The organism is Xylophilus sp. GW821-FHT01B05 (assembly GCA_038961845.1).
Lineage (GTDB): Bacteria > Pseudomonadota > Gammaproteobacteria > Burkholderiales > Burkholderiaceae_C > Xylophilus.
Window position 1 is genome coordinate 2,957,430 of sequence record CP152408.1, and the last position, 21,488, is coordinate 2,978,917.

Annotated in this window: 20 protein-coding genes and 1 pseudogene; 11 read left to right on the forward strand and 10 right to left on the reverse strand. The window is 64.1% G+C overall.

Going from position 1 to position 21,488, the window contains the following annotated elements:
- The first annotated feature begins 3 nt into the window (after nt 1-3).
- A complete protein-coding gene (locus AAFF27_13740) occupies nt 4-135 on the forward strand; it encodes a hypothetical protein (GenBank protein ID XAH21096.1) in 132 nt (43 codons plus the stop codon).
- A gap of 7 nt (nt 136-142) precedes the next feature.
- On the opposite strand, the gene AAFF27_13745 is transcribed toward AAFF27_13740, so the two are convergent.
- Entirely contained in the window at nt 143-1,060 is a 918-nt protein-coding gene (locus tag AAFF27_13745) for a LysR substrate-binding domain-containing protein (protein XAH21097.1), read from the reverse strand.
- A 98-nt stretch (nt 1,061-1,158) separates the two neighbouring features.
- Between AAFF27_13745 and AAFF27_13750 the strand changes: the two are divergent.
- The 4 genes and pseudogenes from AAFF27_13750 (at nt 1,159) to AAFF27_13765 (ending at nt 4,086) form a co-directional block, all read left to right on the forward strand.
- Nucleotides 1,159-1,792, forward strand: a pseudogene (locus AAFF27_13750) (RraA family protein).
- Entirely contained in the window at nt 1,792-2,457 is a 666-nt protein-coding gene (locus tag AAFF27_13755) for an RraA family protein (protein ID XAH26238.1), read from the forward strand. The pseudogene AAFF27_13750 and the gene AAFF27_13755 overlap by 1 nt, the downstream one beginning before the upstream one ends.
- Entirely contained in the window at nt 2,454-3,662 is a 1,209-nt protein-coding gene (locus AAFF27_13760; GenBank protein XAH21098.1) for a pyridoxal phosphate-dependent aminotransferase, read from the forward strand. The genes AAFF27_13755 and AAFF27_13760 overlap by 4 nt, the downstream gene beginning before the upstream one ends.
- A gap of 25 nt (nt 3,663-3,687) precedes the next feature.
- On the forward strand, nt 3,688-4,086 hold the full coding sequence (locus AAFF27_13765) for a hypothetical protein (protein XAH21099.1): 399 nt from the start codon (nt 3,688-3,690) through the stop codon (nt 4,084-4,086).
- Here AAFF27_13765 and AAFF27_13770 read toward each other — a convergent pair.
- From AAFF27_13770 to AAFF27_13780, 3 genes are all read right to left on the reverse strand, one after another.
- The gene (locus tag AAFF27_13770; protein XAH21100.1) at nt 4,078-4,272 is read right to left on the reverse strand and encodes a hypothetical protein; all 195 of its coding nucleotides are present in this window, start codon (nt 4,270-4,272) and stop codon (nt 4,078-4,080) included. The genes AAFF27_13765 and AAFF27_13770 overlap by 9 nt on opposite strands.
- Before the next feature lie 113 nt (nt 4,273-4,385).
- Nucleotides 4,386-5,723: an ArgE/DapE family deacylase gene (locus AAFF27_13775; GenBank protein ID XAH21101.1), complete on the reverse strand. Its 1,338-nt coding sequence runs from the start codon at nt 5,721-5,723 to the stop codon at nt 4,386-4,388.
- 51 nt (nt 5,724-5,774) lie between these two features.
- Nucleotides 5,775-7,235, reverse strand: a complete 1,461-nt coding sequence (locus tag AAFF27_13780; protein XAH26239.1) for a TolC family protein — start codon at nt 7,233-7,235, stop codon at nt 5,775-5,777.
- Between the two features lie 87 nt (nt 7,236-7,322).
- On the opposite strand from AAFF27_13780, the gene AAFF27_13785 reads away from it, so the two are divergent.
- The 4 genes from AAFF27_13785 to AAFF27_13800 all read left to right on the forward strand — a co-directional run bounded on the left by AAFF27_13785 (nt 7,323) and on the right by AAFF27_13800 (nt 13,044).
- Complete coding sequence (locus AAFF27_13785; protein XAH21102.1) at nt 7,323-7,940, forward strand: TetR/AcrR family transcriptional regulator; 618 nt, start codon at nt 7,323-7,325, stop codon at nt 7,938-7,940.
- A 78-nt stretch (nt 7,941-8,018) separates the two neighbouring features.
- Complete coding sequence (locus tag AAFF27_13790) at nt 8,019-9,131, forward strand: efflux RND transporter periplasmic adaptor subunit (protein XAH21103.1); 1,113 nt, start codon at nt 8,019-8,021, stop codon at nt 9,129-9,131.
- Nucleotides 9,128-12,196, forward strand: a complete 3,069-nt coding sequence (locus AAFF27_13795; GenBank protein XAH21104.1) for an efflux RND transporter permease subunit — start codon at nt 9,128-9,130, stop codon at nt 12,194-12,196. The genes AAFF27_13790 and AAFF27_13795 overlap by 4 nt, the downstream gene beginning before the upstream one ends.
- A 41-nt stretch (nt 12,197-12,237) precedes the next feature.
- The gene (locus AAFF27_13800) at nt 12,238-13,044 is read left to right on the forward strand and encodes an oxidoreductase (protein ID XAH21105.1); all 807 of its coding nucleotides are present in this window, start codon (nt 12,238-12,240) and stop codon (nt 13,042-13,044) included.
- 126 nt (nt 13,045-13,170) lie between these two features.
- Here AAFF27_13800 and AAFF27_13805 read toward each other — a convergent pair whose 3' ends face one another.
- Genes AAFF27_13805 through AAFF27_13820 form a run of 4 tightly spaced genes read right to left on the reverse strand, consistent with a single transcriptional unit; the run spans nt 13,171 to nt 16,592 of the window.
- On the reverse strand, nt 13,171-13,938 hold the full coding sequence (locus AAFF27_13805; protein XAH21106.1) for an ABC transporter permease: 768 nt from the start codon (nt 13,936-13,938) through the stop codon (nt 13,171-13,173).
- Nucleotides 13,935-14,744 carry an ABC transporter permease gene (locus tag AAFF27_13810; protein ID XAH21107.1) on the reverse strand — a complete coding sequence of 270 codons (810 nt, stop codon included), beginning with the start codon at nt 14,742-14,744 and terminating at the stop codon, nt 13,935-13,937. The genes AAFF27_13805 and AAFF27_13810 overlap by 4 nt, the downstream gene beginning before the upstream one ends.
- Nucleotides 14,741-15,526, reverse strand: a complete 786-nt coding sequence (locus tag AAFF27_13815; GenBank protein ID XAH21108.1) for an ABC transporter ATP-binding protein — start codon at nt 15,524-15,526, stop codon at nt 14,741-14,743. The genes AAFF27_13810 and AAFF27_13815 overlap by 4 nt, the downstream gene beginning before the upstream one ends.
- A 10-nt stretch (nt 15,527-15,536) precedes the next feature.
- On the reverse strand, nt 15,537-16,592 hold the full coding sequence (locus AAFF27_13820) for an ABC transporter substrate-binding protein (GenBank protein XAH21109.1): 1,056 nt from the start codon (nt 16,590-16,592) through the stop codon (nt 15,537-15,539).
- Between the two features lie 190 nt (nt 16,593-16,782).
- Between AAFF27_13820 and AAFF27_13825 the strand changes: the two genes are divergently transcribed.
- The gene (locus tag AAFF27_13825; GenBank protein XAH21110.1) at nt 16,783-16,977 is read left to right on the forward strand and encodes a hypothetical protein; all 195 of its coding nucleotides are present in this window, start codon (nt 16,783-16,785) and stop codon (nt 16,975-16,977) included.
- Between the two features lie 251 nt (nt 16,978-17,228).
- Here the strand turns inward: AAFF27_13825 and AAFF27_13830 are convergent, their stop codons facing one another.
- Nucleotides 17,229-18,656: an aldehyde dehydrogenase family protein gene (locus AAFF27_13830; GenBank protein ID XAH21111.1), complete on the reverse strand. Its 1,428-nt coding sequence runs from the start codon at nt 18,654-18,656 to the stop codon at nt 17,229-17,231.
- A gap of 287 nt (nt 18,657-18,943) precedes the next feature.
- Here AAFF27_13830 and AAFF27_13835 point away from each other — a divergent pair, with 287 nt between their 5' ends.
- Nucleotides 18,944-19,894, forward strand: a complete 951-nt coding sequence (locus AAFF27_13835) for an IS5 family transposase (protein ID XAH21112.1) — start codon at nt 18,944-18,946, stop codon at nt 19,892-19,894.
- 304 nt (nt 19,895-20,198) lie between these two features.
- On the opposite strand, the gene AAFF27_13840 is transcribed toward AAFF27_13835, so the two are convergent.
- Nucleotides 20,199-21,266 (reverse strand): alkene reductase, encoded by a 1,068-nt coding sequence (locus AAFF27_13840; protein ID XAH21113.1) that lies wholly within the window; start codon nt 21,264-21,266, stop codon nt 20,199-20,201.
- Nucleotides 21,267-21,488: the final 222 nt, after the last annotated feature.

The window sequence follows — 21,488 nt, forward strand, 5'->3', positions numbered from 1 at the left end:
GAGGTGACGGATGGGTGCGAAGGCATCGGCGTGCAGCGCAAGGCGCAGGCCGCAGCCCAGGCTTTACGCCTGGGCAAGGGCTGCAACGCAGCGATGCGCGGCGAGGGCAAGCGCACACCGGCAGATCATGCTTGACGCGACACTAGTCGCCCTTCTTCCCGCTGCGCTTGCGCTGCAGCGCGGCCACCACCGCATCGACCATGGGGTTGGTGCGCGCCGTGCTCCAGGCCACGGCCGTGGTCACCACGCTCAGGCTTTCTTTCAGCGGCCGGACCACCACGTTCTCGGGCGCCAGCTTCTTCAGCGTGGACGGCACCAGTGCAATGCCCTGGCCGCAGCCGACGAATGCAATCTGCGAGGCCACGGAGCGCACCTCGTGCAGGATGCGCGGCGAAAAGCCACTGGCGCGGCAGGCCGCCACCAGGCAGTCGAAGTACACCGGGCTGACTTGCCGCGAGAACATCACAAAAGCCTCTTCCCCCAAGGCCGCCAGCCGGATGCGCGGTGAAGCCGCCAGGGCATGGCTGCGCGGCAATGCCACGGCCAGGCGGTCCTCGGTCAGCGGCATGGTCTGGATGCTTGTGCCCAGATCGCCCTCCAGCCGCGCAAAGGCCAGATCCACATCGCCCGCCTCCAGCGCCGGCACGGCGTCGACGCTGTCGATCTCTTTGACCGACACCGTGAGCTGGGGATAGTCGGCCTTCAGGCGCTCGACCAGGGGCGGCAGCACATCCAGCATGGCGGAGCTGATCGCACCTATGGTCAGCACGCCGGTCTGGCCGGCCGTGGCCTCGCGCACGGCCAGCTCCAGCCGCTCAAGCTGCTCGGCAAACTTGCGTACCGCCGGCAGGATGGCCGCGCCCACGGGCGTGAGCTGCGCACCGCGCCGGGAGCGCTCAAAGAGCCTCACCTTCAAGGCCTGCTCCAGCACCTGGATCTGCTCGGTCAGCGGCGGCTGCGACATGCCCAGGCGCTTGGCCGCGCGGCCGAAGTTCTGTTCTTCTGCCACCGCCAGGAACAGCCACAGGTGGCGAATGAGCCGAAAGTTGATCGTGGTCATTTGATAGGTTCAACGTATGGATAGATTCCGCTCTTCGGAATTTACGTATTGAACTCTACGGCCGACAGTGCGGGCCTTGCAAGCATTCCAGGACCCGCATGACATCGCCTTCTTTGCTCGACCGGCTCGCCGCGCTCGACACCAACACCGTCTCCGACGCGCTGGATTTCCTCCAGTTGCCCGGCGCCACCTTCGGCCTGCGTCCGCTGTGGAGCTGCCCCCGCATCGTCGGCCGCGCCAGCACCATCCAGCTCGGCCCCAAGACTGATGCGGCGCCCACGGTGCACCTGATCTCGCCCGTGATTGCGCAAGTGCAGTCGGACGAGCGCATCCTGGTCATTGCCGGCGGCATCGAAGGCATCTCTTGCTGGGGCGACATCCTGGCCAATGCGGCCAAGGCCAGGCGCATCCGGGGTTCGGTGATAGATGGCATGAGCCGCGACATCGACGGCAGCGAGGCCATCGGCTACCCGGTGTTCGGCCGTGGCGTGACCATGGTCAGCGCGCGCAACCGCGTCGTGCAGGTGGCCTCGGGCCAGCCCGTGACCGTGGCGGGCGTGTGGGTCCACGAGGACGACTACGTGATCGCCGACCGCTGCGGCAGCGTCTTTGTGCCGGCCGCCCGGATCGAAGAAGTGCTGGCGCTGGGCGAGCGCATTGCGCGCCGGCCGCTCGGTTGCCGAGGTCATGCACGACACGGAATTCAACGCCATCCACACGGGGGCCGCATGATGCAGGCAGAAGACAAGGAACTGGTCGCCCTCTTCGCGGGCCTGGATACGCCCGGCGTCTCTGACGCGCTGGACAAGCTCGGCCTGCCCGGCCAATGCCTGGGCCTGATGCCGCTGGACGACTACCGGCAAGTCGTCGTCGGCCCGGCCTTCACCGTGAAATACGTCGCGGCCAGCACGCCGGCAGGCACGGTGGGCGACTTCATCGACGACGTGGCCGCAGGCGATGTGGTGGTGCTAGACAACAACGGCCGCACCGACTGCACCGTGTGGGGCGACATCATGACCCAGTACGCCGGCGCACGAGGCATCGCCGCCACCGTGATCGACGGCGTCTGCCGCGATGTCGGCAAGGCCCTGGGCGACGGCTACCCCTTGTTCACGCAGGGCCGCTTCATGCGCACCGGCAAGGACCGGGTACAGGTCGAGGCGGTGAATGTGCCGGTCTCCATAGGCACGGCCCGGGTCGCCGCGCGCGACATCGTCGTGGCCGATGCCAATGGCGTGGTCGTGGTGCCGCGTGCGCGTGCCCGCGAAGTGGCGGCGGTGGCGCGCCAGATCGAGGCAGTGGAGGCCGACATCCGCGCCCAGATAGCCCAAGGCAAGACCCTGGGCCAGGCGCGTGCAGCCCTGGGCTACCACACGCTGCAGAGGAAGGCGCCATGAGCGTGGACACCCTGAACCGGCACCTGGCCAGCGCACAGCCCTCTGCCACTTACCGCATGCTTGACCGCGTGGCGGCCCACCGCGCCGCGGGCACCCGCATCATCTCGCTGAGCGCCGGCGAGCCAGACTTTGATACGCCGCCGCACATCTGCGACGCCGCAGTGAGCGCCATCCGCAACGGCCACACGCGCTACACACAGGTAGCCGGCCTGCGCGCACTGCGCGAGGCCGTGGCGGCCAAGTTCCAGCGCGAGAACGGCCTGGCCGTGAGCTGGCAGGACACCATCGTCTGCAGCGGCGGCAAGCAGGTGATCTACAACGCCCTGGCCGCGACCCTGAACGAGGGCGACGAGGTGATCGTGCCCGCGCCCTACTGGGTCAGCTACCCCGAGATGGTGCAGTTGTGCGGCGCGCGCCCGGTCATCGTGGCCTGCGGCAGCGAGAGCGGCTTCAAGCTCACGCCGCAGGCGCTATCGGCAGCGATCACGCCGCGCACGCGCTGGCTGGTCCTCAATTCGCCCTCCAACCCCACCGGCGCGGTCTACAGCCGCGCAGAGCTGCAAGCCCTGGCCGAGGTGCTGCTGGCCCACCCGCAGGTACTGGTGCTGGCCGACGACATCTACGAGCACCTGGTCTTCGACGGTGCCAGCTTTCACACCATCGCCCAGGTACAGCCGCGCCTGCGGCCCCGCACCCTGACGATGAATGGCGTCTCCAAGGCCTATGCCATGACCGGCTGGCGCATCGGCTTTGGCACCGGGCCGCGCTGGCTGCTCGACGCCATGGAAAAGCTGCAAGGGCAGCAGACCTCGGGCGCCAGCTCGGTCTCCCAGCATGCGGCGCTGGCCGCCCTGACCGGGCCGCAAGACTTCATTGGCAGCACGCGCGCAGCCTTCGAACAAAGGCGCGACCTGATGGTGCAACTGCTCAACCAGGCGCCCGGGCTGCACTGCGCGGTACCGGGTGGCGCGTTCTACGCGTTCGCGTCCTGCGCCGGCTTGATTGGTCGCACAACGCCAGCCGGCACGCTGCTGGCTACGGACGAGGACGTGGCTGGTGCGCTGCTGGACGAGGCCCATGTGGCGGTAGTGCACGGCAGCGCATTCGGCCTGGGCCCGTACCTGCGCATCGCCTATGCGCTAGACAAGCATGCGCTGGGTGCCGCCTGCGGAGCCATTCAGCACTTTTGCCAGACCTTGAAATAGCCCGTGCAAAGGTAGACTGCAGCACATGATTCAGCCCACGATTCTGCTCAACACCGCAACATTGAAGGCGCTCGCCGAATCTGCCACACCGCCCGCCTCCACCGCGCACTGCGCCTGCGGCCTGCACAAGGCCCTGGCCTGGGAAAGCATCACCGAAGACCGCTGGCCGGCGGCGCTGCTGGAGCCGCTAGGCACCCTGCGCGATCCCGCGGTGGACGAGCCGACCTTCGAGGAATTCCACCCCGACGGCACACGCTACGACTCAGCCGACGCACCCATCGCGGTGGCCTACTTTCCCTTCAACCGAAGCGATGTTTTCCGCTGCGGCAGTTGTGGCCGGCTGGTGCTGCGCTATACCGAATTTGGCGGCTACTACATCGACCACCGCGTGCGGCTGGTGGATGCGGCGCTGATTTCAGCCTGATTTAGGCACGGCGGCCTGCTCCCCGGCCTTGGGCGCGGGAGCCTCGTCTTTCTTGTCATCCTCTGTCGGCGGATGCTTGTGTGCCGCCGCGGCTTCCCGGTCGCGGTCGGAGCCGGACAGCGCTGCGAGCGCATCCGGCAGGTGCAGAACGTCGGTCATTTTCTTGATGTCACTGGCGGTGCTCATGGTCATGCTCCTTGGGGTTCTTCCAAGCTAGCACCGGCCCCCGTGACGCGGGCGTAGGACACCAGCCCGAGCATTTCGCCGCAAGGCCTACGCCAGGCCTGCAAGGACCGCCGTCAGTCCAATGCGTTGACGCCGCACCAGCGCGCCATGAACACCGCCAGCACGGCGGCGGTCTGCATCAGGCTGTCTATCGATACCCACTCGTCGATGCCGTGGATGCTGGCGCCGGTCGGGCCGTAGCATACGGCTGGCGTATTGCCGTAGAGGTTGAAGAACTTGGCATCCGTGGTGCCGGTGAAGGCGGTCGGCTCCAGCGTCTGGCCCAGCACCTCCAGGTGGCATTTGGACAGCTCTGTCACGATGGGCTCGTCCAGGTCCAGCGCAAAGCCATCGGCCTGAAAGCCCTGGTACACGACCTCATAGCGCAGGCTGTCATGCGCGGGGTGCGCCGCATAGGCGGCAGCCAGCACCGCTTCGACCTGGGCCTTGACCTGCGCCACCTTCATGTCGGGATAGAAGCCAATACGGATGTCGCTGCGGCAGGCCGATGGCACGGACGACGCCCATTCACCGCCCTGCACCTTGCCCAGGTTGAAGTTGATCGGATGCGCATGGTGCGCATAGTTGCGGTAGCGCGCGTCAGGTGCGTTCCAGCGCTGCTCCAGCTTCTTGAGTTCTGCAAACAGGTACATCGAGAAGTCGATGGCCCCGACCCCGGTCTGCGCCACCGAGGCATGGGCCGGCTTGCCCAGCACCTCGATGCTCAGCCACAAGACCCCCAACTGGCAGGTCATGATGCCGCCCAGCGGCTCGGGGATGATGGCGGCGTCGGCCCGGTAGCCCGCCACCAGGCAGGCCAGCGCGCCATTGCCGGTGCACTCTTCCTCAACCACCGACTGCAGGACCACCGGCGACGCCGGCTCCAAGCCTAGGTCCTGCAGCGCCTTGTAGGCCATGCAATAGGCCACGATGCCGGCCTTCATGTCCGCCGCGCCGCGCCCATACAGGCGGTCACCCTCCAGCACGGGCTGGAATGGCGGGTGCCGCCACAGCGCCTCTGCCCCTACCGGCACCACGTCGATGTGCCCGTTGAAGATCAGCGACTTGCCCTTGACCGGGCCACGCGGCTGGTGGATGCCGACGACATTGGTGCGGCCTTCGTAGGACACGATGGAGGGCGAATAGGCCGGGTGCTGCTTGATGCGCTCTTCGTCTATCTGGAACTGGTCCACCCGCAGGCCCAGACCCGAGAACACATCGGCCATGTAGTCCTGCGCGCCCTGCTCATGCCCCAGCAGCGAGCCGTGGGACACCAGGGTGCTGAGCATGGCGATGGCCTCGCTGCGCGTGGCGTGCGCCGCGGCGGCGATCTGCGCTTCTGTGGTGGAGATGCTGGAGGTCGGTTGCATGAGGTGGTCGGCACAAGCGCCGGCGGGGTCGGGATGCTTCATTCTGCATCCCGCCCCCGTCGCCCTCATCCCCGGCAATAGCCCATGCTCTTGCTAGTTGGCTGCCACCGCTTTGAAATCATGGGGCGTCCAGCCGCCGCCAAGTGCCCGGAACGCAGCCACCGCAGCGCGTGCCGATTCGGTCTGGGCCTGCGCCCGCGCATCCGATGCGCGGAGCAAGTTCTCGTCGGCCTGCAGTACCTCGATCAGGCTCAGCACACCCTTCTGATAACCCGCGAATGAAGCCGCGCGTGCACGGCCGAGCGAATCCACGCCCTGGCCGAGCACAGCGGCCTGCTCGTCGCGCCGCGCCAGCGCTGACAAGGCGTTTTCCACATCCTCGGTCGCCCGCAGCACGGCAAGCCGGTACGCCGCCAGCATCTCAGCCTCCTGGCCCTTGGCCTGCGCGATCTGCGCGTCAATGCGGCCGAAATCAAACAGCCGCCAGCGAAGGCCCAGCACGCCAGCCGCCTGGCTGGCGCCGCTGGTAAACAGGTTGCCAGCAGACACCGATGTCGCGCTGCCAATCAGACCATTCAGGGAGAGCTTGGGGTAGTACTCGGCCATCGCAGCACCAATGCGCGCGTTCGACGCCGCAAGGCGGCGCTCCGCCACGATGAGATCGGGCCTGCGCGTGAGCAATTCGCCCGGCGAACCGGTCACCCCGATCTTGGGCGCCAAGGGAATCGCACGCGCCTGTGCCAATTCCGCCTGGTGCGTTCCGGGGGGCGAGCCCAGCATCACGTCCAGTGCATTCATGGTCGAGTCCAGCGCCGTCAGCAAAACGGGCACCTGTGCGCGGGTCTGGGCAAGCGCGCCTTCTGCCTGGCTCACCTGGAGCTCAGCGGCCAAGCCTTTGCCATACAGAAGCTTGATGGTCGCAAGCAGTTCCTGCTGCGTTTGCACCTGCTTCTGGACAATGTCCAACCGGGTCTGCAGGCCACGAATATTGATGTAGATGTCGGCGGTCTGTGCCGCCACCGCCAGCCGTGTGGCCACGGCGCCAGCCTCGGACGCCTGGTAGTCGGCCAATGCTGCTTCCCGGCCGCGCCGCAAACCACCAAAGATGTCCAGCTCCCAGCTGGCACCGAAATTTGCCTCGTAAGCGCTGCCGTTGCGGTCGAAGCCGGGCTGCGAATTCAGGACCTGGCCGAGCGGCGTTTCGACAGATTGGTAAGCCCTGGACGCCTGGCCGCTGACAAGGCCCGAAGGCATTAGCGCGGCCTGGGCCGATCCCAGGCCCGCCCGCGCTTGCGCGACGCGAGCTGACGCTTGAGCCAGATCCAGGTTCTGCTCAAGTGCCAGCGTCACCCACCTTGCCAGTTGCGGATCGCCAAACCCCGCCCACCAGGCGACAAGGTCGGCATCTGCTATCGCGGTGCCGTGTTCGGCTGCGGGCCGGCTCTGGAAGTGCTCCGGCAGAGGCGCAGCAGGCCGCACGTATTCGGGGCCGACGGCGCACCCCGTGGAGAGGGCTGCAGCAAGAAGCGTGGCGTAGATCGATTGAGACAACATGGAATTGGTCCGTGGGTGGTCGTTGTGACCATAATACCAAATAGTCACCATTTGTCCAAACGCCAGGAGTCGCGTAAGCTGGCGTCCATGCAGAAAACATCCACCCACCCCGCCACAGCCCGCGGCCCGGCCGACCACGAGGTGCGAGATCAAATCGTGCTTGCAGCCACCGAACATTTCAGCCGCTACGGCTACGAGAAAACCACCGTGTCCGACCTGGCCGGCGCCATCGGGTTTTCCAAGGCCTACATCTACAAGTTCTTCGAGTCGAAGCAGGCCATCGGGGAAATGATTTGCGCCGCCTGCCTGCGCGAGATCGAGGACGAGATCCGCACGGCCATTGCCGAAGCCGCCGCCCCCCCGGAAAAGCTTCGGCGCATGTTCAAGGTGGCGACCGAGGCCAGCCTTCGCCTGTTCACCCAGAACCGCAAGCTCCACGAGATCGCTGCCTCGGCCGCGACCGAGCGCTGGCAGGCCGCCATTGGGTACGAGCAAGCCATCCAGAAGCTGCTGCGCGAGGTCTTGCAGGAAGGCCGCCAAGCCGGCGACTTCGAGCGCAAGACCCCCCTGGACGAGACCGCGACGTCGATCTACCTCGTCATGCGACCCTACATCCACCCCCTGCTCCTGCAACACAGCATTGATGAGGCCGAAGAGGCGCCATCTCACCTGTCTGGACTGGTGCTCCGAAGCTTATCGCCGTAGAAATAAAACAGTGACCATTGACTAAATTGGTCACATGTCCCAAAATAAAGGTCCTCTTTATTTGTCGATGGGACGTTCATGCTCCGGCGCCGCTTCGCTATCTCCGCAGTCATTTGTGCACTGCCACTTGCCTTGGCCGCGTGCGGCAAAGGTGCTTCAGTCGACTCTCGCACCGAGCCCCCCTTGGTGCGAGCCGTCACCGTCAGTGGCGCGGCGCCCACCTCTCGCTCATTCACAGGAACCGTGGCTGCCCGGGTTCAGAGCGACCTGGGGTTTCGCGTCTCTGGCAAGGTTCTTGAACGGCTGGTAGATGCGGGGCAGGCCGTGAAGAAGGGCCAGCCGCTCATGCGCATCGATGCGGTCGATCTAAAGCTTGCAGCCGTCGCACAAGAGCAAGCCGTGTCTGCCGCGCAGGCGCGGGCGCTGCAAACATCAGAAGACGAAGCCCGATACCGCGACCTCCGTGGCACGGGCGCCATCTCGTCATCGGCCTATGACCAGGTCAAGGCGGCGGCGGATGCCGCCAAGGCGCAGCTCAGCGCAGCCCAAGCGCAAGCCGATGTCGCCCGCAACGCGAGCCGCTACACGGAATTGCTTGCCGATGGCGCCGGTGTCGTCACGGAAACCCTGGCCGAACCCGGCCAGGTGGTGAGCGCGGGGCAGACTGTGGTGCGCCTGGCCCACGCCGGCAACCGCGAGGCGGCGATCCAGTTGCCGGAAACCCTGCGCCCTGCGATCGGATCCGTTGCCCTGGCCACGCCTTTCGGCAAGGACGGCACGAGCGCCCCCGCCAGGCTTCGGCAGCTCTCGGCCAGTGCGGACCGGCTGACCCGCACCTACGACGCACGATACGTCCTGGAAGGAGAACTGGCCAACGCGCCCCTGGGCTCAACGGTAACGCTTCAACTGCAAAGCGGGCAACCCACGCAAGGCGGCATGCAAGTGCCGATCGGCGCGCTGTTTGACGCTGGCAAGGGGCCGGGCGTATGGGTCATCGCCGGTGAACCAGCCAAGGTGTCCTGGCGTGCCGTGACGGTCGAGCTTCTGGACAGTGACAGTGCACGGGTCTCCGGGCCACTCAAGCTAGACGAACGGATCGTTGCACTCGGCGCGCATCTATTGCGCGAAGGCGAGCAGGTCAGGGTCGCAGGCCCGGCCGTCAGCGCCAAGGCGGCGGGGGCTCACCCGTGAGCGAAAGCCGTTTCAATCTATCGGCACTGGCCGTACGCGAGCGTTCCATCACGCTGTTTCTGATCTTTCTGATTTCAGTGGCAGGGCTCATCGCGTTCTTCAAGCTGGGCCGGGCGGAAGACCCGCCATTCACGATCAAGCAAATGACGGTCGTCACCGCTTGGCCGGGCGCCACCGCGCAGGAGATGCAGGACCAGGTCGCCGAACCGCTGGAAAAGCGCCTGCAGGAACTGCGCTGGTACGACCGCACAGATACTTACACGCGCCCCGGCCTGGCTTTTTCGATGATTTCCCTGCGCGACGACACGCCGCCTTCGGAAGTCCAGGATGAGTTCTATCAGGCCCGCAAGAAACTCGGTGACGAGGCCAAGAAACTGCCCGCCGGCGTCATCGGCCCCATGCTCAACGACGAGTACGCGGACGTGACGTTCGCGCTCTTTGCCCTCAAGGCCAAGGGCGAGCCGCAGCGCCTGCTGGCGCGCGATGCGGAATCGCTGCGCCAGCAACTGCTGCACGTGCCGGGGGTGAAGAAAGTCAACATCATCGGCGAGCAGCCCGAACGCATCTTCGTTTCCTTCTCGCATGACCGCCTGGCCACGCTGGGGGTCACGCCGCAGGACATCTTCACCGCGCTCAATGCGCAGAACGTGCTGACGCCTGCTGGTTCCATCGAGACCCAGGGGCCGCAGGTCTTCGTTCGTGTCGATGGTGCGTTCGACAGCCTGGAGAAGATCCGGCAGATGCCCATCATGGCGCAGGGGCGGACGCTGAAGTTGTCGGACGTGGCGAACGTCGAGCGCGGCTACGAAGACCCAGCCACCTTCCTGGTGCGCAACAACGGAGAGCCGGCGCTGTTGCTGGGCATCGTGATGCGCGACGACTGGAATGGGCTCGACCTGGGCAAGGCGCTGACGGCGGAAGTCACCAAGATCAACACGGAGCTGCCACTGGGCATGAGCCTGAGCAAGGTGACCGATCAGGCTGTCAACATCGGCTCGGCGGTCGACGAGTTCATGGTCAAGTTCTTTGTCGCCCTGCTCGTCGTGATGGTGGTGTGCTTTGTCAGCATGGGCTGGCGCGTCGGCATCGTGGTCGCGGCAGCCGTGCCGCTGACGCTGGCGGCCGTGTTCGTCGTCATGGTCGCCAGCGGCAAGAACTTCGACCGCATCACGCTTGGCTCGCTGATCCTGGCGCTGGGCCTGCTGGTGGACGACGCCATCATCGCCATCGAGATGATGGTCGTGAAGATGGAGGAAGGCTACGACCGCGTTGCCGCATCGGCCTATGCCTGGAGCCACACGGCGGCCCCCATGCTTTCCGGCACGCTGGTCACGGCCATCGGCTTCATGCCCAACGGATTCGCGCGTTCCACCGCGGGTGAATACACCAGCAACATGTTCTGGATCGTCGGTATCGCCCTGATCGCCTCCTGGGTGGTGGCGGTGGCGTTCACGCCCTACCTGGGCGTGAAGCTGTTGCCGGACATCAAGAAGATCGAAGGCGGGCACGAAGCGATCTACAACACCCCGCGCTACAACCGTTTCCGGCAGGTGCTGGGCCGTGTCATCGCGCGCAAGTGGCTGGTGGCCGGCGCGGTGATCGGCGCGTTCGTGCTGTCCGTCGTCGGCATGGGACTGGTCAAGAAGCAGTTCTTTCCGACCTCCGACCGGCCGGAGGTTCTGGTCGAGGTGCAGATGCCGTATGGCACCTCGATCGAGCAGACCAGCGCCGCGGCAGCCAAGGTCGAGGCCTGGCTGGCCAAGCAGGAGGAAGCCCGGATCGTGACCGCCTACATCGGCCAGGGCGCGCCGCGTTTCTTCCTGGCGATGTCGCCTGAACTGCCCGATCCCTCGTTCGCCAAGATCGTGGTGCTGGCGGGCGACGACAAGGAGCGGGAAACCCTCAAGTTCCGGTTGCGCCAGGCGGTGGCCGACGGGCTGGCGCCCGAGGCGCAGGTGCGCGTCACCCAGATTGTGTTCGGGCCTCCCTCGCCCTTCCCCGTGGCCTACCGCGTCATGGGGCCGGACCCGGACAAGCTGCGCGCGATCGCCGACGAGGTCGGAAACGTCATGCGCGCCAGCCCGATGATGCGTACCGTCAACACGGACTGGGGCCCGCGCGTACCCACCCTGCACTTCACACTCGACCAGAACCGCTTGCAGGCCGTGGGCCTGACCTCCAACGCCGTGGCGCAGCAGCTGCAATTCCTGCTGAGCGGGGCGCCGCTGACGGAGGTCCGGGAGGACATCCGCTCGGTGCAGGTGGTGGGCCGCGCCGCCGGCAACATCCGCCTAGATCCCGCGAAGATCGCCGGCTTCACGCTGGTCGGATCGGCTGGACAACGCATCCCGCTGTCCCAGGTGGGCACCGTCGACGTGCGCATGGAAGATCCCATCCTGCGCCGCCGCGACCGCACGCCAACCATCACGGTCCGCGGCGACATCGCCGAAGAGCTGCAACCGCCGGACGTTTCCAACGCGGTCCTGAAGCAGCTGCAGCCGATCATCGAGAAGCTTCCTTCGGGCTACCGGATCGAACAGGCCGGCTCGATCGAGGAAGCCGGCAAGGCCACCACGGCAATGCTGCCCCTGTTCCCGATCATGATCGCGCTCACGCTGCTCATCATCATTTTGCAGGTGCGCTCGATCGCGGCAATGGTCATGGTGTTCGCCACCAGTCCGCTGGGCTTGATCGGCGTCGCGCCGACCCTGCTGCTGTTCCAGCAGCCCTTCGGCATCAATGCGCTGGTCGGCCTGATCGCGCTGTCAGGCATCCTGATGCGCAACACGCTGATCCTGATCGGGCAGATCCATCACAACGAACAGGAAGGACTCGACCCGTTCCACGCGGTGGTCGAAGCCACGGTGCAACGCGCCCGCCCGGTCATCCTGACCGCCCTGGCCGCGATCCTGGCCTTCATCCCGCTCACCCACTCGGTGTTTTGGGGAACGCTGGCCTACACCCTGATCGGCGGCACCCTCGCTGGAACGGTTCTGACGCTCGTCTTCTTGCCCGCCATGTATTCGATCTGGTTCAAGATCAGGCCAATTCATTCGCAAAGCTGATCGTCCCTTCTTGCCAATTCAACACACAAAAAAGAACTGCCATGTCGAACTCTAAAGTTGTCGTCATTACTGGCGTGTCATCGGGCATCGGGCGTGCCACCGCACTGAAATTTTCCAAGCGAGGGTGCCAGGTGTTCGGCACCGTGCGCAACAAGGACAAGGCGCAGGCAATACCCGGTGTTGCACTCGTCGAGATGGATATCCGCGACGAAGAATCTGTTCAACGTGGAATCGAAAGCATCATTGCCCAAGCCAAGCGCATCGATGTACTGGTCAACAGTGCGGGCGTGACCTTAATCGGCGCGGCGGAAGAAACGTCCATGACCGAAGCCCGGACGCTATTCGATGCCAACCTCTTCGGCCTCTTGCGCACGATCCAAGCGGTGTTGCCACACATGCGCAAGCAACGTTCTGGCCGCATTGTCAATATCAGTTCTGTGCTGGGCTTTTTGCCTGCGCCGTACATGGCGCTCTATTCGGCATCCAAGCATGCCGTCGAAGGCCTTTCCGAGACCCTGGATCACGAAGTGCGCCAATTCGGAGTCCGCGTAGCACTTGTCGAGCCATCGTTTACCAAGACCAACCTGGACCTCAATGCGCCGCAAACAGCTTCCAAAATCCCCGACTACAGCCGGGAGTTCGGTGTCGTCTCCCAGGCTATCCAGAAAAACGTCCAAAAGGCACCTGAGCCCGATGGCGTAGCCGACACGATTGTGGATGCCGCTTTGGGAGCCTGGAAGATGCGCCGTACGCCCAAAGGAGAGGCCTCTCTTTTGGCCAAACTGCGCCGCTTCATGCCTGCCGGCCCGGTCGAGAAAGGCCTGAGAAAAACATTTGGGCTGGCCTGAGTCCATTCCTCTCCCAAGTAGTCGGCCAACTCAGAGACATCGGCTCTGAGTGCCATCTCTTTCAAGGTCTTTGAAAGATCCGAATGGAAGCGGGTGCGCAAGATTGGCGACTGAGCACCTACATGCTCAGTCGTGGGGCTGCGCCCAATGCACGACGCGCCGATGCAGCACGCGCAACAGTGCGCCACAGCCCCCGCCCATGATGGCCAGCATGGCGATGGCGGCAAACATCGCGGACATGTCCAGCTGGCTGGACAGCGACTTGATCAGGTGGCCCAGGCCGCGCTCCGATGCGATGAATTCCGCCACGACGCAGCTGACAAAGGCCAGCGCCACCGCGACCTGCAGGCCGCCGAAGATGTAGTCCAGCGCCCCCGGCAGCTTGACGTCGACCAGCGTTCGCCAGCGCCCTGCGCCGCAGACACGATAGAGGCTCAGCAGATCAGGGTTGGCCGCCCCCATGCCCGCCACCGTGCCGACGAATACCGGCGCCGTGCAACTGATGGCCACCATCGCGATCTTCGACTCGGCCCCCAGCCCGAAGATCGCTATCAGCAGCGGCGCCAGCGCCACCATGGGCATCGCCTGCACGCCCATGGCCACCGGGTACAGGAAGCGGTGCGCCGTTGCGCTGTCGCCAATCCAGATACCGCCCGCCAAACCCAGGCCGCAGCCTATGGCCAAGCCGGCCAGCGATGCCGCCAAGGTGAAGAGCGCGTCGCCCCAAAGCGCCCCCTGGAAAAGCCCCACATGCAGCGCCCGCAGCACATCAAGCGGCCCGGGCAGGACAGACGCATCGATCTGGCCCAGCCGCACAAGCACCGCCCATGCAGCAATGAAGCCGGCAATGCCCAGGACGGGCAACAAGGCGTCGAAGCGCTGGCGCCACTTCATGCCGCCGGCCCCTCTTGCGTCTGTGCGGCATCGCCGCGGTCCCAGAAGATCCAGCGCCGGCGCAACTGGCGCACCAGCATGGCCAGCGCTGCGCCCATGACGCCAAGCGCCACCATGGCCGCCACGGCGGTGGCGGTATCCAGGCTGTTGGCGCTGTTCTCTATGAGAAAGCCCAGGCCTTGCGTGCCCAGCAGGAATTCCGTCACCACGCAGCCGATCAAGGCAAAACCCACCGCCGTCTGCAGACCGGTGAGAATAGGCCCGGCCGCAGCAGGCAGGTCCAGGTGCCGCAAGCGGTGCAGCCGCCCCGCATGCACCACGGCGAACAAGCCGCGCAGATCGCCACTCACGGCCTTCAGGCCGATGAAGGCATTGGCAAACACCGGGAAGAAGCAGATCAAGGCCACCAGCAACACCACGCTGCGGGTGCCAAAACCCGCCCACAGCAGCACGAGCGGCGCAAGCGCCACCTTGGGCACCGACTGCAGCGCCAGCACCAGGGCATGGAGCGTTCGCTCCAGCACCCGGAACTCGGCCAGCAGGATGGCCAGTGTCAGCCCTCCCATGCACCCCACGCCATAGCCCATCAGCGCCGAGGCCAAGGTGCTCCACAGATGGGGCCACATGTCGCCGCTAGCCACCAGCCCGCGCCACAGGCGCGCCAGCACCGACTCCGGCGACGGCAGCAGGTGCGATGGCAGCCCGGCAACCCGCACAACGACCGACCAGAGCAGCAGCAGGCCGGCAGTGCTTGCAAGCGGCGGCAGCGCATCGCGCCAGTACGCCTGGCGCATGCCCGGTGTCATGCCTGCATCCCGGCAGCCCGGAAGCGATCGCGCAGGTGTTTGCACAGGTCGATGAAGCGCGGGCTGCCCAGGTCTGCCTGGGTACGGGGCCGCGCCATGCCCACGTCTATCTGCTCCACCACGCGGCCCGGGCGGCCGCTCATGACGATGATCCGGTCGGACAAATACACCGCCTCTGGAATCGAGTGCGTGATGAACAGCACCGCCTTGCGGGTTTCCAGCCAGATGCGCTGCAGCTCGTCCATCATGTATTCGCGCGTCATCGCATCCAGCGCGGAGAAAGGCTCATCCATCAGCAGCAGCTTGGGGTCGTGAATCAGCCCGCGCGCCAGGGCCACCCGCTGCTGCATTCCGCCGGACAGCTCGCGCGGATAGTGGTGCATGAACTTGGCAAGCCCCGCCAAGGCCAGCAGTTCCTCGGCCCGCTGCCGGTAGGCAGGCACCGGCAGCTTCATGGCCCGTATCGGCACCAGCACGTTGTCCAGCACCGTCTTCCAGGGCAGCAGCGTGGCTTGCTGGAAGACGATGCCCACGTCAGAACGAGGCTTGAGCACAGGCACCCCCGAGAGCCGGACATGCCCTGCCGTGGGCGCCAGCAGGCCCGAGGCCAGCTTGAGCAGGCTCGACTTGCCACAGCCCGAAGGCCCCAGCACCGACACGAACTCCTGCGGGCCAACCGAAAGGCTCAGGTCCTGCAGTGCCGTCAATGCGCCGCGGCTTGTCGCGTAGACCAGGTCAACGCGGTCCACCACCAGCCCTTGCTCCACTGGGCCAGCCCTCATGATGCCAAGCTCACTGCTGTGCCAGCGCCTTGGCCTTCACCGCGGCCCTGTCCCAGGTGTTGTAGGCATCAACGAAGCGGGAGGTATAGAGCTGCTCCAGCGGCAGATCATCGCGCTGAATCTGCCCGCCCTCCTTCATGAACTGCAGCAGGCGGTGCCAGGCGGCCGGATCGTATTCACCCCAGCGGTCGTTCTTCTGCCCACCCACCGCCGTGGCCATGTCTGACTTGACGACGGCTACGTTCTGCGTGATCCAGTCCACCTCTTTCTCAGGTGCTGGCCTGGGCACAAGGTTCAGCGCCCATGCGGCCTTGGCGCAGGCTGGCGCGTTCTGAGCGCAGGCGTAGAACGACTTGGCGACTGCTCGCCCAAGGGATTCGACCTGCCTTGGCGAAGACTGGATCGTGTCCTGGTGGGTGATGATGCCGTTGGCAAAGAGCGTGCGAAATTTCTCCGGCAGCGGCAGCCGGCGGATGGGAATACCCGACTGGATCATCAGCTCGTGCTGCTGGGCGAACAGGTTCAGGGCATCGACATCCCCCGACTTGAACCGGCTCCAGGCCGCCGGGCCCAGCCCCACCGGAACCACCTGCACATCCTGCATCCAGGTCAGCCCCGCGTCCTTGAGCATCACCCGGCTCATCGGGATATTGCCGAACCCGAGCGAGCCGACCCCCAGCTTCTTGCCCTTGAGATCGGCCAGCGACTGGATCGGGCTGGCCGCCGGCACCACAAACTCAAAGGGCTGGCTGCTGTAGTAGTTGTAGACAAAGCGAACCGGATAGGCCTCGGCTTTCTCCAGCGCAATGACGGGCAGATCCGGGTTGGCAAAGCCATAGTCGATGGACTTGTTGGCCACCTGGGGAATGAGAACGCTGGAGCCCTGGACGGATACGAATTCTGGCGCGAGCCCCTCCTCCTTGAAGAAGCCCAACTGCACGCCGTAGGCCAGCGGCGTCACGCCCCAGGGTGCCGGAAAGCCCAGACGCACCTTGGTCTGAGCCTGTGCCACCGTGCCCCCCAGCGCACAGACAGCCGCCAACGCGGCGAGTAGAAGATGCTTCATGGGGAGCGACCTTTCGAAACGAAGTAGTGGGGGTGTGGCACCAGGATGCAACGCGGCCGGCACAAGCGGCTGCATGGCATCGACTACTTTACCGAATCGACCTGATCGTCACCACGGGCGATGGGCGCCCCACTACAGCCCGCGGTGCTGAAGCTCCTCACTCCATCATCAACACGCCGCCTAAACCCGCATGGTTAACGAACTAGGTTGTGATCGGTATGGGTTGATCGACACGCGTGATGTCGCCGAAGCGGCGCACATTGCACTACTCGATGCTGCCCATACGGGCTCCCGGCGCGCCAACCATCTGACTGGTCCGGCGACGATGAGCATGACGGAGCTTGCTGACGAGCTCTCGCGGCTTCTTGGAAAAACGATCGTTTAACAGAATCGAACCCCTGACGATCACCGCGAGGTATTGATCGGCTCAGGAGTCAGCGAGCTGGTGGCAGATGTCCTGCGACTTTTACCGACCTGACTGGCAAGGCACCGCGATCGGTCGGTGCATGGTTGAGCGAGAACATCGTGGCGTTTCAGCAGCGGTGACATCTGCCAGACGGACCATTCCTTGCAGAGTGCCGCCCGGGGCCAAATCACCGGCCCCGGGCTGCACCTACCCCAAGCGGAGGTCAGATCTCAGGCCGCCTCGCGGAAACCGATGATGGCCTTAATCTCCAGGAAATCACCAATGGCCATCGGCCCCCATTCTCGACCATTGCCTGACTGCTTGTATCCGCCGAAAGGCGCGGCCAGATCCAAATTTGCATTATTCAACAGCACCTGACCGGCACGCAGGCGTCGCGCCGTCGCTTCGGCCTCGCCCCGCTCGCCCTGTACATAGGCGGCAAGTCCGTAGGTCGTGTCGTTGGCGATCTTCACGGCTTCCTCTTCGTCGGAATAGGCAATGATGACCAACACTGGGCCGAAGATTTCCTCGCGTGCGATGGTCATGTCGTTGCGCACATCGGCGAAGACCGTCGGTCGGACGTAGAAACCGGTCTCGAGCCCCTCCGGGCGGCCAAGTCCGCCGGCCACGAGCGTGGCCCCCTCATCAAGGCCGGTCTGGATCAGACCCTGGATCTTGTTCCACTGCGCCTCGGAGGCCACCGGCCCCATCTTCGCATTGGATGAAGGATGTCCAACGGACCAAGTTTCGGCGGCCGCGCGAGCATAGCCAATCGCTTCTGCGACCTGATCGACGTGAACCAGCATCCGCGATGGCGCGTTGCAGGACTGACCACTGTTGAGCATGATCTGCGCCACACCGCCCTCGACAGCCGATGCAAGATCGGCGCTGCGCAGGATGATGTTGGGCGATTTGCCGCCCAGTTCCTGATGCACCCGCTTGACAGTGCCGGCGGCGCTACGTGCGACCTGGATCCCTGCGGCCGTCGAGCCAGTAAAGGACACGAGGTCGACGTCGGGATGGCTCGTGAGTGCATTGCCGACGACCGGGCCGTTGCCATGAACAAGATTAAACACCCCTTTGGGTACCCCGGCGTCGTGCAGGATCTCGGCGATGATCGTGCCTGAGAAGGGCGCGATCTCGGAGGGCTTCAACACCATGGTGCATCCAGCGGCCAACGCAGGGGCTACCTTGGCGGCAATCAACATCAACGGCCAGTTCCACGGTGTGATCAGGGCGCATACGCCGACCGCTTCGCGCACGACTTCGCTTGTGCCCAAAGGCTCATCGAAACGATAGGTCGTCAGGGATGCACGTGCGATCTGGAAGTGGGCAAGGCCAACGGTCACCTGCAATTGCTCAGACATCCATTGCGGTGCGCCCATTTCGTCCGTCACCGCGGTAGCGAGGTCGCCTGCTCGCTTCTCATAGGCTGCGATGATCCGATCGAAAAGCGCGATGCGCTCCTCGACGGACGTTGAAGAATAAGTCTCAAACGCCTGGCGCGCGGCAGATACGGCCTTGTCGACATCGCTGGCGTCGCCTAGCGCGACCTTCCCGACCACGGACTCGTCCGCAGGGTTGATGACGTCGAGCACGGTGTCGCTAGCGGGCTGTACCCAGGATCCACCGATATAAAACTGAAGATTGCTGCGCATGAAAAAACTCCATCATTAGTTGAGGGAATCATTAGTATATTTTTTACACCTGGCGTCAATCAGGCACTTTCGGTAGCGCTGGTAGGCCAAGGGATACTGGGCATGCGCGCAGCGTCGTCCGGGTGATCGTCCAGGGCATGTCATCCATTCCCGAACAGGTCGCGTTGGGTCTGGAAGGCCGCCAGCCGGTGTTGCGTGGCGCAGTGCCTGACTGGCCGTTAGGGACATCCTGCAAAACTCCCCCGCGCATCTGGATGCGCCCGTTTGTTCAGGCATGCTCGGCGCCCATGAAGCAAGCCGGCCTGGACCTGAACCTGAGCACGAAGAAGACCCGCAAGCAGGTGTTCCTGCAGGAGATGGACCAGGTGGTGCCGTGGGCGTCCTTGGTCGATCTCATCGCCCCGTACTACAGCGAAGGACGCACAGGCCGCCCGCCCTTTGCCTTGGAGACCATGCTGCGGCTGCACTTCATCCAGCAATGGTTCAGCCTGTCGGACCAGGCGATGGAAGAGGCCCTCTTCGATATCCCCCTGTACCGAGAGTTCGCGGGCCTGGACGCCCATGGTCGCCTGCCCGATGAAAGCACCATCCTGCGCTTTCGCCACCGGCTGGAGCGCCACAAGCTGGCCGAACAGATCCTGATCACCGTCAACACCCTGCTGGAGAGCAAAGGCCTGTTGCTCAAGGAAGGCACGGCCGTCGACGCCACGCTGATCCCAGCCCCCAGCTCCACCAAGAACAAAGACAAAGCACGCGACCCCGAGATGCACTCGAGCAAGAAGGGAAATCAGTGGCACTTCGGTATGAAGGCCCACATCGGGGTAGATGCAGACTCTGGCCTGGTCCACACCGTGCGCGGCAGCTCCGGCCACGTGGGCGACGTCACCGAAGGCAACAGCCTGCTGCACGGACAGGAAACAGACGCCTTCGGGGACGCTGGCTACCAGGGGATCGGCAAGCGCCCGGATGCCAAGGACAGCGTCACCTGGCACATCGCCATGAAGCCAGGCAAGCGCAAGAAGCTGAGCAAAGACAAGGTATCCGATGTACTGGTCCACCAGCTCGAAAAGCTCAAGGCCGGCATCCGCGCCAAGGTGGAACACCCGTTCCGGGTCATCAAGCGCCAGTTCGCCTACACCAAGGTGCGCTACCGGGGGCTGAAGAAAAACACGCAGCAGTTGCACACGCTGTTCGCCCTGTCCAACCTGTGGATGGCGCGCTACCGGCTGATGGGGTGAAGGATTGAGGGGATCGGTGCGCCTGTGTGGCGCGGGGGAGGGTCAAAAAGGCCCTGAACGCACCGGAAAGCAGGCGGCAGACCCTTCTGAGAGGGGCATGCGCCCCTGGAATCCACGATTGAGATCACGCGTAGGGGATGCCACATTGCAAATCGTGTTTTGCAGGACATCCTTAGGTCAAGCCGCGCGGCGCCGAAATCCATCCAAATAAAAACGCCGTGCCCACCGGGCACGGCGCATGACGAAGCGAGGCGATTCAGTTCAAGACCAGAACTTCACGCAATTCCGCTTCAATTACGATGGACTAGGCCAACGGCGGGTAGTCTGTATAGCCTTCTTCGGCACCGCTGTAGTACGTAGAAGCATCCGGAGTTGCCAGCGGAGCGTCCTGGCGGAAGCGTTCGGGCAGGTCAGGATTACTGATAAACAGCGTGCCAAATGTGACTGCATCGGCCAAGCCGGTCTGCAGCACCTGTTCCGCAGACTTCCGGTCATAGCCGACATTCAACACGAAAATCCCTGAGAATCGCTTGCGAGCCCCGGGCGCAAGAGGTTTAGCGCCTTCCGGCAGGATCGCCGATTCCATGAAATGCAGAATGCCAACGTTTTTCTTTTCCAGCGCTTCCACCGCGTACATGTAGGTCTGCTCGAGATTGGAGTCGCCCATGTCATTGTACGGAATGCGCGGCGACAGCCTGACCGAGACACGGGCCGATCCAAAGACCTTTATCGCAGCATCAGTGGCCTCAAGCAGAAACCGCGCCCGCTTCTCAACCGTGCCACCATATTCGTCGGTTCGCTTGTTTGAACCGTCTTCCAGAAACTGCGCAGGCAGGTAACCATTGGCACCGTGAACCTCGACGCCATCAAAACCCGCATCTTTTGCAGCCTGCGCAGCCTTTTCATAGTCTGCGATAGTGGACTTGATTTCATCAAGAGTCAGCTCGCGTGGGGTCACGGAGGGCTTGATACCTTCCGGCGTGAACGCCTGGCTATTGAAAGGGACTGCCGATGGCGCAACCGGTAGTTCTCCACCATGAAAGTCGGGGTGAGATGCTCTCCCGGTATGCCAGAGCTGGGCGAAAATGAGGCCGCCAGCTTCATGAACAGCCTGGGTTACCTTCTTCCACCCCGCAATTTGCTCGGGAGTATGGATTCCTGGGGTATTCGTCCACCCGACCGCCTGGGCGCTGATCTGGGTGCCTTCCGTGAAAATAAGACCCGCCGATGCGCGCTGCGCGTAATACGTTGCAGTTAGTTCGTTGGCCACCTGATCCTTGGATCGACCTCGGGTCATTGGCGCCATGAATATCCGATTCTTGAAGGTGAGCTCTTTATTGCTCAAGAGGTTTAACAGCTCTAGGTTTTCCATATTTTCTCAGATACTGAATTTTATTGAATGTCCGCCCGCGCTCGACGATTAGTCAGTCGCGGCTTGACCAACGAAGGGCTTCCCATCGGACGAACGATCGGCGGGTTGCAATTTGCTGGCAGGAGTGACGAACGACGGTTGCGGCTTGGACCGCGCGCCTCAAAGAGTGAGGACCGTCCTGATGGTATATAAAATAAACCTAGTGTCTATTAGGCACTTTTT